The sequence below is a fragment of the Leucogemmata humicola genome, assembly GCF_055379415.1.
Map to the genome: position 1 here is coordinate 1,060,737 of NZ_AP040875.1, position 13,108 is coordinate 1,073,844.

At 63.1% G+C, this 13,108-nt stretch carries 8 protein-coding genes; 7 read left to right on the forward strand and 1 reads right to left on the reverse strand.

The features are described from left to right. Window positions 1–73 precede the first annotated feature (73 nt). The 4 genes from AC6H4Z_RS04430 to AC6H4Z_RS04445 all read left to right on the forward strand — a co-directional run bounded on the left by AC6H4Z_RS04430 (window position 74) and on the right by AC6H4Z_RS04445 (window position 5,485). The gene (locus AC6H4Z_RS04430; RefSeq protein WP_497545526.1) at window positions 74–1,081 is read left to right on the forward strand and encodes a YncE family protein; all 1,008 of its coding nucleotides are present in this window, start codon (window positions 74–76) and stop codon (window positions 1,079–1,081) included. A gap of 189 nt (window positions 1,082–1,270) precedes the next feature. Next, window positions 1,271–2,335 carry a metallophosphoesterase family protein gene (locus tag AC6H4Z_RS04435; RefSeq protein ID WP_497545527.1) on the forward strand — a complete coding sequence of 355 codons (1,065 nt, stop codon included), beginning with the start codon at window positions 1,271–1,273 and terminating at the stop codon, window positions 2,333–2,335. 11 nt (window positions 2,336–2,346) lie between these two features. Continuing rightward, window positions 2,347–4,257, forward strand: a complete 1,911-nt coding sequence (locus AC6H4Z_RS04440) for a cytochrome-c peroxidase (RefSeq protein WP_497545528.1) — start codon at window positions 2,347–2,349, stop codon at window positions 4,255–4,257. Between the two features lie 112 nt (window positions 4,258–4,369). Further along, entirely contained in the window at window positions 4,370–5,485 is a 1,116-nt protein-coding gene (locus AC6H4Z_RS04445; protein ID WP_497545529.1) for a YncE family protein, read from the forward strand. Between the two features lie 73 nt (window positions 5,486–5,558). On the opposite strand, the gene AC6H4Z_RS04450 is transcribed toward AC6H4Z_RS04445, so the two are convergent. Then, entirely contained in the window at window positions 5,559–6,608 is a 1,050-nt protein-coding gene (locus tag AC6H4Z_RS04450; RefSeq protein ID WP_497545530.1) for a VOC family protein, read from the reverse strand. 287 nt (window positions 6,609–6,895) lie between these two features. On the opposite strand from AC6H4Z_RS04450, the gene AC6H4Z_RS04455 reads away from it, so the two are divergent. The 3 genes from AC6H4Z_RS04455 to AC6H4Z_RS04465 all read left to right on the forward strand — a co-directional run bounded on the left by AC6H4Z_RS04455 (window position 6,896) and on the right by AC6H4Z_RS04465 (window position 13,034). After that, window positions 6,896–9,229 carry a glycoside hydrolase family 31 protein gene (locus AC6H4Z_RS04455; RefSeq protein ID WP_497545531.1) on the forward strand — a complete coding sequence of 778 codons (2,334 nt, stop codon included), beginning with the start codon at window positions 6,896–6,898 and terminating at the stop codon, window positions 9,227–9,229. Between the two features lie 75 nt (window positions 9,230–9,304). Further along, window positions 9,305–11,338: an MFS transporter gene (locus AC6H4Z_RS04460; protein WP_497545532.1), complete on the forward strand. Its 2,034-nt coding sequence runs from the start codon at window positions 9,305–9,307 to the stop codon at window positions 11,336–11,338. 151 nt (window positions 11,339–11,489) lie between these two features. Then, window positions 11,490–13,034 carry an arylsulfatase gene (locus tag AC6H4Z_RS04465; RefSeq protein ID WP_497545533.1) on the forward strand — a complete coding sequence of 515 codons (1,545 nt, stop codon included), beginning with the start codon at window positions 11,490–11,492 and terminating at the stop codon, window positions 13,032–13,034. The last annotated feature ends 74 nt before the right edge of the window (window positions 13,035–13,108 follow it).

Genomic DNA, 13,108 nt, shown 5'->3' on the forward strand with positions numbered 1-13,108 from the left:
CGCACGGCTAGCATGGTTGCGACGAGTGACAATCGTCGCATTCGAAAACACTTAAACATCTCATGGAGCTCGCATGCGTCGCCTGCCGCTCGTTCTATCGCTCATCGCCGCTCACCACGTCGGCGCGCAAGCGGCCGCCCAGTATCGAATTGCCCACACGTATCCGCTGGGCGGCGCCGGAAGCTGGGATTACGTCGTTCCCGAGCCGGCGCAGCATCGCGTGTTCATCGGACGTCAGGATCGTCTCATGGTCGTCGACGCCGCTGACGGCAAACTGCTCGGCGAGGTAGCCGGCATTCATGGCGCGCATGGCGTGGCGATCGTGCCGCAACTCGGCCGTGGCTTCGCGACGTCGGGTGACGACAGCTCCATCGTCATGTTTGATCTCAAGACCTTCAAGACACTCGGGAAGATCCGTGCGGCCGAGGATGCGGACGCGATCATCTACGATGCAGCGTCAAACCGCGTGTTCTCGTTCAACGGCGATGCGCATTCAGCGACGGTGGTCGATCCAGTCGCCGGCAAGTGGTTGGCCAATATCGACCTGGGAGGCAAGCCCGAGTACGGGGCGTCGGCGGGCGATGGAAAGGTCTACGTCGACCTCACGGACAACGGCGAAGTCGTCGAGATCGATGCAAAGGCACTCCGCGTTACGCGTCGATGGTCCACGGCGCCCTGCAAGAACCCCGTCGCGATGGCAATCGACGTTGCGCACCAGCGGCTGTTCAGCGGCTGTCGAAGTGGCGTGATGGCGGTGTCGGACTACCGAGCAGGGAAGATCGTAGCCACCGCGCCAATCGGCGCCGGTGTCGATGGTGCCGCGTTCGATCCGGCCACGGGCGATGCCTTCGCGTCCAACGCGGATGGTACGCTCACGGTGATCCATCAGGATTCGCCGGATAGCTATCGAGTCGTGCAGACGCTCAAGACGATGACGGCCTCGCGCAACATCGGACTCGATGCAACGACTCACGCGCTGTTCCTGCCCGGAGCGACCTTCGAGCCAGTACCAGCGGGCGTAAAGCAAAAGGCGAAGCAGGTCGCTGGGTCGTTTGTGCTGATGGTCGTCGAGCGCCGATAGCGCGGCGCTTCATCGGGAAGCGTGACGGTCACTAAGCATTTGTCATCTTCCCGACAGCTCGAGAGCGGTGCCAGAGCGAAACGCAAGCGTCGTGAACAGTCCGTTACGCGACAGTGTGTGATTGTGTGACGTAAGCGAACGAGAGTGCGCGATCTGCTGTGTTCGTGTCTCACTCCCGACTTCATCGCCATGCACAATCGCCGCTTCGCCGCCCTTGGTAGCCTTGCTCTCGTCACGACTGCTCTGACGTTCGCCTGTTCGGACTCGAACAGTCTGTCGGATCCACCGGTCGACCCGAATGGCGTCGCGTATTCCTTCGTCACGCTCGGGTGCAATCGCGTCGCCGCCGGCGACACGATCGGCAACGTCAGCACCGCGAACGTTGCTCAGCTCAACAAAACCTTCGCCGACATCGCATCGATCAGCCCCAAGCCGAACTTTCTCTTCTTCACCGGCGACATGGTGCTCGGCTACACCAACGACAGCACCAACCTCGACAAGGAGTTGAAGGGTTGGGTCGCGTTGTGGCAGGCGTCACCGGCGTCCGCAGCCGGCATCGAGCTCGTTGCGGTGCCGGGGAATCACGAAACGGAGAACGTCGCCAAGGTCGCGACGTCGCCGGCCGAGCGCGTGTGGCTCCGCGATCTGGCGCCGTACATCTCGCGTGGCGGGAATGGACCGGCGGCCGGTGTCGACGGCTACACGACCGATCAGAGCAAGCTGACGTATTCGTTCGATTATAAGGATGCGCATTTCGTGACGATCAGCACCGACGGCGTTGGTAAGGATTGGCACGTGCCCACGACGTGGGTGACGAGCGATCTCGCCGCCGCGAAGGCGAAGGGTCAGAAGCACATCTTCGTGTTCGGACACAAACCTGCGTATCCGTATCCCACAGTGCCGACGGACGGTCTCGTGTTCGACCAGGCGTCGCGCGACCTGTTCTGGAACACGCTCACCGCGAACCAGGTCGAAGGCATGTTCTCGGCGCACAACCACGTCTACTATCGCTTCCAGCCGACGGGCAAGACGTGGCAGATCATTGCCGGCAACGGCGGCACGGCGCTCGACGCCACGATCGATACGTCGATTCCGAACACCGGAGCGTATTTCGGCTTCACGCTCGTGCAGGTGCTGAACTCGGGTCGTGTCATTCTCAAGAGCTATGGCCGCGACGTGCCGACGGCCGGTTACACGGCAGCGGTCACTGGTTCCACGTCGGTGCGTGATTCGGCCGAGATCACCTGGAAGTAGAGTAGGGAATTGTGAATCACCGGCGGGACCGTCAGTCCCGACAGGTGCGGCGTCGCGCGTGGATCATTCGCGCCGGCGCCGCGCTGGCAGTGGTCGCGGGCGTTGGAGCAACACGGGCGCACTCCGCGCGCCTTTCGCTCGAGCGTGCGCGGAATGAGCGTGTGCAGCAATGGATTGGGCGAGCGAGCGATTCTCTCGATGCGTCGCTCGCCCGACTCGGCGCAGCGGTCGATGCGTCTCAGACTGCGTCGGACAGTGCGTCGGCGCGCCGTGTACGATCGGCATTTGTCGACGCGCGCACGCGCTTCAAGCAATTGGAAGGCGTCGTCGAGTTCTATGCACCGGCGCTAGCGGCATCGCTGAACTCGCGTCGTCAGGAAGTGGACGACGACGACGCGCCTCCACCGTCGACGCTCGCGCCGGGAGGATTTCCTGCACTCGAGCCGTTGGTCTGGCCAGTCGTTGCGCGAGATAGCGCAGCGCGCGTGCACGTTCTCGTCGATGGCATGCGGCGCGTTGTTGCGCGGGTGCGAGCGCTGAGTGGCGCACTCGCGCCAACGGATGCGCAGCTCGTCGAGCTCGCGCGCCTCGAGGTTGCACGTGTCTCTACGCTCGGTATCGCCGGGTTCGATGCGCCGGTGACGCGCGCGTCGATGCGCGAGGCCGCTGATGCGCTCGACGGTGTCAGGCTCCTCTTTGCTGATGCCGGCCCCGCGTGGTGGCCGACGCTTGCGCCCCAACGTCGCGCCATGGACTCGACGTTCACGCGTGCGTCTGCATATCTGCGCGCGCACACGGACTTCGAGACGTTCGACCGGCTCGTATTCATCGCGGCATACGCCGAGCCTGCGGCGCAGTCGGTCGACGCAATTCGGCGCGCGGCGGGAACGACTTCGGTTCGCATGCTACGTGGTTGGCGGTCTGATGTAGCGTCGGTGTATGATGCGGGCGCGTTTGATCCGAGTGCGTATGCCTCGACGGACCTTCCGGCGCCGACGACGAATACGATTGCCCTGGGCAAGCGACTGTTTTTCGAGCCAGCACTCTCGGGAACGGGCACACGGTCGTGCGCGTCCTGTCACGTGCCGTCGCATGCGTTCACCGACGGACTCTCGCGCGCGGCGCGCATCGATGGACGCGGACAGGTCGCGCGGCACACGCCGACGCTGCTCAACGCGGGAGTCGCGCCGGCGCAATTTGCCGACGAGCGCGCGATGACGCTCGAGGAGCAAGTTGTTCGCGTTCTGGAAAGTCCGGGAGAGATGGGAAGCTCGGTGGAGCGCGCGGCAGCGGCGGTTGGCCGTCACCCTGACTATCGCGCCCAGTTTGCGCAGACATTCGGCGGAGCTGCGGACAGCGCCGTGACGCCGGTGCGACTGCGTGTGGCGCTCGCGGCGTTCGTGCGGTCGCTCGTCGCGCTCGACTCTCGGTTCGATCGGGCGGTGCGTGGCGACACTGCGTTGCTCAGCGCGCAGGAGCGGCAGGGCTTCACGCTGTTCATGGGAAAGGCGGGCTGCGGGACCTGTCACTTCGCGCCGCTCTTCAACGGCAACACGCCGCCGTTGTACCACGCGTCCGATGTGGAAGTCATTGGCACTCCGGTGTCTCCCGAACGGCCGTCCGTGGTCGACTCTGATTCTGGTCGCGGAAAGATCGATCGACTTCCGCTGCACGTTCGCGCGTTCAAGACGCCGACGCTGCGCAACGCAACGCTCACCGCACCGTACATGCACAATGGTGCGTTTCGTTCGCTCGACGACGTGATCGCGTTCTATAATGGCGGCGGCGGGGTGGGCGCAGGGGCGCGGATTCCGAATCAGACGTTGAGCCCCGACTCCCTCCATCTGACGCTTGGGGAGCGGGGAGCGATTGTCGCGTTCCTCCGGACGCTCATCGATACGACGCCGGCTTCACGTAAGTAGCGCGGAACGGGACCTGGGAATGCTTGGCCACTGGACTCGTCATCGTGACGACAGGTCCGGTGGCTATTTTCGCACTTCTGGAGCTTTCCCATTCTCAACTGAGGATCCGCTCATGAAACGCATTGGTGTAGCGTCGCTGCTCGTGGCGTCGGTTGCTGCGATGCCACTGGGCGCGCAGCAGCCTTCGACCACTGGCCCGTACACGGTGGTGCAACGCGCTCGCGTGGGCGGTGAGGGCGGGACCGACTACATCTTCGCCGATGTGGTCGGGCGACGGCTCTACATTCCGCGCGGCGGAGCACGGGCGGTGCCGGCCACCGACAGCACGCCGGCCAAAGCCGCCGTGCCGGGCCGCATCACTGTGTTCGATCTCGAAACGATCGCCCCGCTCGGGGAAATCCCAAACACGGGCGGTAACGGTGTCGCCGTCGACCCAAAGTCCGGCCACGGCTTCTCGAGCAGCAAACCCGTTTCGATGTTCGACACAAAAACGCTGGCGCTGATCAAGACGATCGACGTTGGCGCGGCGCAGCCTGACGGCATTTACTTCGACGCGTTCAACGATCGCGTATACGTCTTTAGTCATCCGACGAAGGATGCCACCGTCATCGACGCCAAGGACGGCACCGTCCTCGGCACGATCGACCTCGGCGGAGTGCCCGAGCAGGCCGTGTCAGATGGAAAGGGAACGCTGTATGTCGTGATGCAGGATGTGCCCGGAAGCGTTACGGTCGTCGATGCCAAAACCATGAAGGCCACTGCGCACTATGCGCTTGGCGACAATGGTCGTTGCAACGGGCTCGCGCTCGACGCCAAGAACCACGTGCTGTTCGCGGCGTGTGCGACGTCGGGCAATCCACCCGCAAATCCGCCGCAGCCGATGATGGTCGTACTGAACGCACAGAACGGTGCCATCCTGGCGAACCTTCCGCTCGCCGGCGGATCGGACGGAGCGGTGTTCAATCCAGCGACGATGGAAGCGTTCAGCTCGCACGGCAACGGTACCCTCACGGTGATCAAAGAGAAGAGTCCCACGAGCTTCGAGGTCGAAGAGAATCTTCAAACGATGGCCGGCGCGCGCACGTTGACGCTCGACACGAAGACGAATCGAATCCTCACGATGAGCGTTGAGCGCGGACCCGCACCTCCTCCGCCGGCCGGCGGCGGACGCGGCGGACAGGCACCAGCAATCCCCGGCTCGTTCACCATCGTCGTGATCGGCAAATGAGTTTGCGTTAGCCGAAATACAAAAGGGCGACCCGAGAAATTCGGGTCGCCCTTTTTGTCCTGCCGAACGGTGCTTAGCGAACCGTTCGATTCGCCTTGGTGCCGTTGCTGATCTGAAGGTCGAAGCCCTGCGGCGTCGTGGTGTGATAGCTCTTATACAGCGCCTTGGGATCGTCGATCTTGAGCGACGTGCCGGTGTCTTCGCGCCCGTTCAGGCCGCGCTTGTCGAGCTCGGCCTTCACCGCGGCCCACTCGAACGGATCGATGCCGAATGAGATGTGGCCGATCGATGCGCGACGTACGGCCGGCATTGGACGAGCCGTGTTCATTGGGTTGCCGCCGCGAATGATGACGTTGCCGCAATCTTCGCAGATCCACGTTTCGTTCTGGCTGCCTTCGTCGCCAGTTGGCATCCAGCCGAGGAGGGCCTGGTACCACGCGACGCTCTCCTTGTAGTTCGTGACGCCGAACGAAATGTGGTCGAGCCACACCGTGTGCCAGTTCGTCGACGCGAAGGGCGCAGGAGCAGACGATGCGATTCCGTCCTTGCCCTTTGCCGCGGCGCGTGCCTTAGCGTATGAGCCGTTGCTGATCTGAATATCGAAACCGTCTGGATCCTTCACGCGGAAGCTCTCGAACTTGCCGTCGTTGTCGGCGACCGGATTGAGGCCGCGCTTCTTGAGCTCAGCTTCGACCTTTTTCGCGTCCCACGGCGAGATCGCGTACGACATCATGCTCCACACGGCCGACGGAGGAGTGCGCGGGCCGCCGCGACCACCACCACGTCGACCGCCCGTGGTGTCGCCGGCCTGGGCGACCGGGGCCGGCGGCGGGGGCGGCGGCGTGTAACCACCGCGAATGACGACCGTGGCGATGTCGCCAATGTCGAGGACTGCCTGCTTGCCGTCGTCGCTGCGAATCTTCCAGTTCATCAGCGCGGCGTAGTAGGCCGCTTCCTTCTTGTAATCGACGGCGTCCATCGTGAAGTGATCCATCGCGACCGTCTTCCAGCCCGTGGACGCGAACGGCGCCTTGGCGGGAGTGGTGTCACATGCCGGCGTTCCTTCGCCGGGTCGCCCCTTACAGCTGCCCTGCGCGGATGCGGCGCCGAGTGGGGCCAGCATCAGGGCAACGCCAAATGTCGTAGTCAGTGCGGTACGGGTGAGCCCTGACGCGAAGGCGTTGAGGCATCGGGAAGAGCGATTTCCCATCGGTTGCTTCTCCGGCGAGCGAATGCGAGTGGACGTGAATACGGCGGAGGGGACTTCGAACGACTCTCGGGATACTGCGACTGTGCGCCCCCGGCGGCAAGGCGCGGCCGTAGGGTACTGGGAGCCTTTGTCGTTTCTTAGACATTGACCTCCGATAGCAATACGTTCATGCGCCAGTTTTCGCTTAACCTCCGGTTCCGATGCCTCGTTCTGGCCTGACCCGTCGTGAAGCCCTCAAACAGCTAGGCGTTGGAGCGGCGGCCCTCGCGCTGCGGCCGTCCGCGAGCGCCGCTCTCGTCGGCGCGAACGGCGAACCGCTCGTCGTGGCCGGACAGCCGGCCGAGCTCACCGTGACGTCGGTGAGTCCGGTGACGGTGCGACTCACGCTGCGCGCCGCGGGCGTTGGTGACGCGGCGCACCAAGTCATTCCATTCACCGGCGCGCTGGTGAAGGACGAGTATTCGCCACCGGTCGTTCGTGCATCGGACACGGCGTCGGCATCCCGCGTGCGCGCGGGCGACGTGATCGTTCGATTGACGTCGAATCCGCCGACGGTTCACGTCGAGAGCGCGCGCGGTGACGCGGTCCAGCGGCTCACGCTGGACGCGATTGCGCCGGGAATGTCGTTCGTTCTTCCCCGCGGTCCGCTTTTGGGGCTAGGCGAGGGCGGTCCGCAGTTCGACCGAAAGGGCTCGACCGATCAGATGCGAAATGGCCAGGGCGGCTATCGACTGGCAACCCACGGCACGCGCGCGCCAGTGCAATGGCTGATTGGCACCGACGGTTGGGCGATGTTCATCCATCAACCGTACGGAGCGTTCGACTTCACAGGCACCGAAGGGCGCTTCACGCCGACGATTCTGCCGCCAACAGGAAATCAGCTCGTCAACAGTCCAAACCCTGTTGCTGCGACGGTCGGGCTGCCGCTCGACGTCTTCGTCGTCGCGTCGAAGGATCCGTCGGTCATCATGCGTGAGTATGCGCGCATCACTGGACTGCCCGAACTTCCCGCACGATGGACGCTTGGCTACCAACAGTCGCATCGGACGCTCGCGGGGCCCGAGTCGGTGATGGAGGTCGCTCGTACCCTCCGCGCGAAAAAGCTTCCCTGCGACGCTCTCATCTATCTCGGCACTGAGTTCACGCCGTCTGGCTGGAACACGCGCAACGGTGAATTCACGTGGCACACTGGAAACTTTCCCGAACCGAAGAAGACGATCGACGAGCTGCACGCCGATCACTTCAAGGTGATTCTGCACACCGTGATCGAAGGGCGTGAGCTCACGGGCAACGTGGGCGACGCATGCTCGGCCGATCCGCAGCCGTCGGGGCGGATGGCGAACGACCAATGGCCGGCCTCGCGCCAGGTGTCGTGCTACTGGCCGATTCATAAAACACTCATGGACGTCGGCGTTGACGGCTGGTGGCCCGATCAAGGCGACGGCTACGATGGACCATCGCGCTTCAATCGCCATCGGATGTACTGGGAAGGCACACAGATGTACCGCCCGAACGACCGGCCATTCGCGCTGCATCGCAATGCGTCGGCGGGAATTCAGCGGTACGGCGGTTTCATCTGGTCGGGCGACGTGCAATCGCGCTGGGATACGCTCAAGGCGCACGTGCCTGTCGCGATCAACACCGGTTTGTCGGGATTGCCACTCTGGGGAACGGACATCGGCGGCTTCTACGGCACCACCGATTTCACCGGCGAGCTGTTCGTGCGCTGGTTTCAGTTCGCGGCGTTCTGTCCACTCTTTCGATCGCACGGTCGCAACTGGCATCTGCACACGCCGTGGGGTTGGGATGGCGGCGACGGCGGGCCGCCAGAGACGGCGAACTTCACTGCGGATCCGGCCGAGTTGCACAACAAAGACGTAGAGCCAATCTGCCGGAAGTATCTCGAGCTGCGGTCGCAGTTGACGCCGTACATCTACACCGCGTTGAAGGACACCACGGAAACGGGCCTTCCAATGATGCGCGCGCTCTGGCTGCATCACGCCGACGATCCCGAAGCGGTGAAACGCGGCGATCAGTTTCTCTGGGGACGCGATCTGCTCGTTGCACCCGTCGTCGATAAGGGCGCCGCGAGCCGACGCGTGTATTTGCCCAAGGGACAGTGGTTCGACTTCTGGACTGGCGAACGACTCGTTGGCGGTCGAGAGATCGAACGTGCAGTGGATCTCGCGACGATTCCGCTGTACGTGCGCGCGGGCGCCGTGATTCCCACAGGGCCAGTGCGGCAGTACACAGACGAGCCCGTCGCTGGCAACGATGTGCTGACTGTGTATCCCGGAGCCAATGCAACGTCGATGCTTTACGACGACGATGGACGATCGTTCGACTATCGCTCGGGTGCGTTTTCGCGAATTACGATGGAATGGCGCGACAGCTCTCGCCGATTGGCGCTGCGCCTCGCACCGGGTTCACGAATGCTCACGCCATCGCCCCGTACGTTCGATGTGCGACTCAGCGGCTCGTCGACCGTGAAGTCGGTGGCGTTCAGCGGAAAGCCGATCGAGCTGCAGCTGTAACGGGTTCAGCCGGCCGCGGCACACAACTGGCTTCGTCGCGACGGTTGACGTGGACCCGAGCGAGGCCAAGTACGGATGACCGCTGCAAGCACGCTGGACCGCAACGCGAACGAACCGATTGCACTCGACCATCGCCGCGTTCTGATCGCGTTCAGCGGTCTGGTGATGGTGATGCTCCTCGCCGCGTTGGATTCGACAATTGTGTCGACCGCGCTCCCGACGATCGTCGGCGAACTCGGTGGACTCGAGCATCTCGCGTGGGTGGTGACGGGCTATCTGCTCGCGCAGACCGTCGTGACTCCAGTGTATGGCAAGCTCGGAGATCTGTACGGTCGCAAGATCGTCCTCCAGGCCGCGACGGTGCTGTTTCTCCTCGGCTCCGTGCTCTGCGGAATGAGTCAGAGCATGACGCAGCTCATCCTGTTTCGCGCGATTCAGGGGCTCGGTGGCGGCGGCCTGGCCGTGACGACGCAGGCAGTCGTGGGCGACATCGTCGCACCAATCGATCGCGGACGATATCAGGGAATTTTCGGCGCAGTCTACGGACTTGCGAGCATCGCCGGCCCACTGCTCGGCGGCTACTTCACGACCCATTGGACCTGGCGCTGGATCTTTTACATCAATCTTCCGTTCGGCATCATCGCGCTGTTCGTGCTGCATGCCACGCTGCCGGCGCAAGCGGAGAGAATCTCTCGCGCCATCGACTACGCCGGTGCCTCGCTCCTCGCGGTGTTCCTCACGGCGGTGACACTCGTCGCTGATTTCGGCGGACTGACCTATCCGTGGTCGTCGCCGCCGATGCTCGGGCTGATCGCGATCAGCATTGGCTCACTCGGCGGATTCATCTTGGCGGAGCGAAGAGCGGCCGAGCCAGTGATTCCGCTTCGACTGTTTGCTAATCGGACGTTCGCACTGACATCAGGTATTGGCCTGATCGTCGGCTTCGCTTTGTTCGGCTCCGTCACGTATCTGCCGGTCTTTCTCCAAGTGGTGCGCGGTGCGAGTCCGACATCATCCGGGTTGCAGATGTTGCCGATGATGATCGGCATGCTGACCGCATCGATCGCGGTCGGGCAGCTCATCAGTCGTACCGGTCGCTACAAGATCTTTCCTGTTGTCGGCACTGCCGTCGCCGCAGCAGGACTGGCTCTACTTGCGCGCGTATCCGTCACGACCGGCGCCATGAGCATTTCGATTGCGATGTTGGTGCTCGGGCTCGGCATCGGCATGGTGATGCAGGTGTTGGTGATCGCCGTGCAGAATGCGGTCGACTATCGCGATCTCGGCGTCGCGACATCGGGTGCGACGCTGTTCCGTCTCGTTGGCGGATCGCTTGGAACGGCGCTGCTCGGCGCCGTGTTCTCCGCGCGATTGGCCGCGAACCTAACGAACGCGGGCGGCTCCACGATTGGCCACGCCGCAAGTCGGATGACGGCGCACGATCTCGCTGCGCTCACGCCTGCCGCGCGCGATGCCTACGTGCACGCCTTTGCCAATGCGCTCGATACGGTGTTCCTGCTCGCCGCAATTGTCGCCGCAGTTGGTTTCATACTCACGCTGCTTCTTCCAGAACATCCGCTGCGCCGTACCATCGCCGCCACCGCCGCTGAAGCAGGCGACGACGCTGCTGGAGCCTTTGGCCGCCCCGAAGCTCAAGAATCGGATGACGAGTTGCGTCGCGGACTCGCGATCTTCGCCAATCGAGATGTGCAGCGCGCGCACATTGCGAAGATCGTTGAACGCGCTGGAGTCGCGCTCAGTCCGGGAGCAGCGTGGTTGCTCGTTCGCATGGAACGCGATTCTTCGCTCGATCTTCGCGCGCTCGGTAACGAACATCAGGTTGCGGCCGATCGCATGACGACGCTGCGCGAAGAGTTGGAGCGTGCAGGGATGCTGGTTCCTTCCGCGCGCGATTCACGAATCCCATGGCGACTGACCGAAGCGGGCTGTGATACACTCGCTCGCTTGATCGACGCGCGCCGCGCTCATCTGGCGGATCTCATCGCCGAATGGCCGACTGAGCAACGCGAGGGAGTGCGTCGAGAACTCCAGCGGATCGCCGAGCGTTTGGTGCCGGGTATTTCGCGTGATCTCATAGCGCCGGCGTGAGCAGTTTCGGTCGCTGCTGACGACGCTCGTTGCCGCTTTGGTCCAATGGCTGTGTTTCATGCACGCTGCGTAGCCTGAACGACTGCGCGAGACGGGGATAGCGCCCCTGTTGGCGCCGCCCGGGCCCAACGTTTTCACGGAGGCAGCGGAAATGGCCACACGCAAGCAACCCAACATCGTCTTCATCATGGGCGATGATATTGGCTGGTTCAACATCAGCGCGTACCATCAGGGCATCATGGCGAGTCGAACGCCGAACATCGACCGACTCGCGGCGGAAGGAATGCGGTTCACGGATTACTACGCAGAGGCTAGCTGCACCGCAGGCCGCGCAAACTTCATTACCGGTCAGTTGCCGCTGCGCACGGGTCTCACAACTGTAGGTCAAGCGGGCGCGAAGCTCGGTATGCCTGCGGCCGCGCCAACGATTGCGACGGCGTTGCGCGCGCAAGGATACGTCACCGGGCAGTTCGGCAAGAATCACCTCGGTGATCGCAACGAGTTTCTGCCGACACTCCACGGCTTCGACGAATTCTGGGGATATCTCTATCACCTGGATGCGATGGAGGACCCGTTCCATCGCAACTACCCGCAGGAGCTGAAGGACAAGATCGGTCCGCGCAATCTGCTGCACACGTTCGCGACGGATACCGACGACGCGACCGAAGATCCGCGATGGGGCCGAGTGGGCAAGCAGAAGATCGTCGACGAGGGCCCGCTGCCACCGCGTCCGATGAAGGGCATCAAGCACAACATGGAGACGATCGACGAAGTGATTCTCGATCACGCGCTCGACTTCATCGACACGGCCGTGGCCGCCGACCGGCCGTTCTTCATGTGGCTGAACCCGACGCGCATGCACGTCGTGACGCATCTATCAGAAAAGTATGATTCGATGCGCACGCCGGAGAACAGCTGGGGCATTTACGAAGCGGGCATGGCGCAGTTCGATGACGTGATTGGCGGCGTCATGAAGAAGCTCGACGACGCCGGCTTGACCGACAACACGATCGTCGTTGTGACGACTGACAATGGTGCCGAGAATTTCACGTGGCCCGATGGCGGTCAGACGCCGTTCGCTGGTGGCAAGGGTCAGGTGCTCGAAGGCGGCTTCCGCGCGCCGTGCATTTTGCGTTGGCCCGGTCAGGTACCCGCAGGCAAAGTGGAGAACGGCATCATCTCCGGGCTCGACTGGTTCCCGACCTTCGTGGCGGCGGCCGGAAACACGACGATTGTCGAGGATCTGAAACACGGCCTGAACCTCGGTGACAAATCGTACACGGTCCATCTCGACGGCTACAACCAACTCGATTTCATCAGAGGAAAGACCGAGTCGCAGCGCCACGAAGTGATCTACTGCGCCGAGTCGACTGTGGGCGCGGTGCGCGTTAACGATTACAAATACCGATTCATTGATCAGCCACAGGGATGGCTGGGCGGCACGGTCAAACCGGATTGGCCGATTCTCGTGAACTTGCGACTCGATCCGTTCGAGCGGACCGGCCTTTCGGGCTCGCTGGAGTTCACAGAGTGGTACAAGTACGAGTTCTGGCGCTTCGTGCTGGTCCAGGAGGTTGTCGGAAAGATTGCCCAGACCTTCGTGGAATTCCCGCCGATGCAGGAAGGCGCGTCGTTCAACCTCGAGGGGCTGAAGGCACAGGTCCAAAAGGCGATGCTGGCGCACCACGGGCAGTAGCGGAGCGATACAGCGCGACCTTTGGAGTTGGTGGGACTGAACATCGACGAGACGGACAGCGATTTTCGCTGTCC

Coding starts and splice junctions, on each gene's coding strand:
- AC6H4Z_RS04430 (WP_497545526.1), top strand. CDS start 74: ATGCGTCGCCTGCCGCTCGTTCTATCGCTCATCGCCGCTCACCACGTC.
- AC6H4Z_RS04435 (WP_497545527.1), top strand. CDS start 1,271: ATGCACAATCGCCGCTTCGCCGCCCTTGGTAGCCTTGCTCTCGTCACG.
- AC6H4Z_RS04445 (WP_497545529.1), top strand. CDS start 4,370: ATGAAACGCATTGGTGTAGCGTCGCTGCTCGTGGCGTCGGTTGCTGCG.
- AC6H4Z_RS04450 (WP_497545530.1), bottom strand. CDS start 6,608: ATGCTGGCCCCACTCGGCGCCGCATCCGCGCAGGGCAGCTGTAAGGGG.
- AC6H4Z_RS04455 (WP_497545531.1), top strand. CDS start 6,896: ATGCCTCGTTCTGGCCTGACCCGTCGTGAAGCCCTCAAACAGCTAGGC.
- AC6H4Z_RS04460 (WP_497545532.1), top strand. CDS start 9,305: ATGACCGCTGCAAGCACGCTGGACCGCAACGCGAACGAACCGATTGCA.
- AC6H4Z_RS04465 (WP_497545533.1), top strand. CDS start 11,490: ATGGCCACACGCAAGCAACCCAACATCGTCTTCATCATGGGCGATGAT.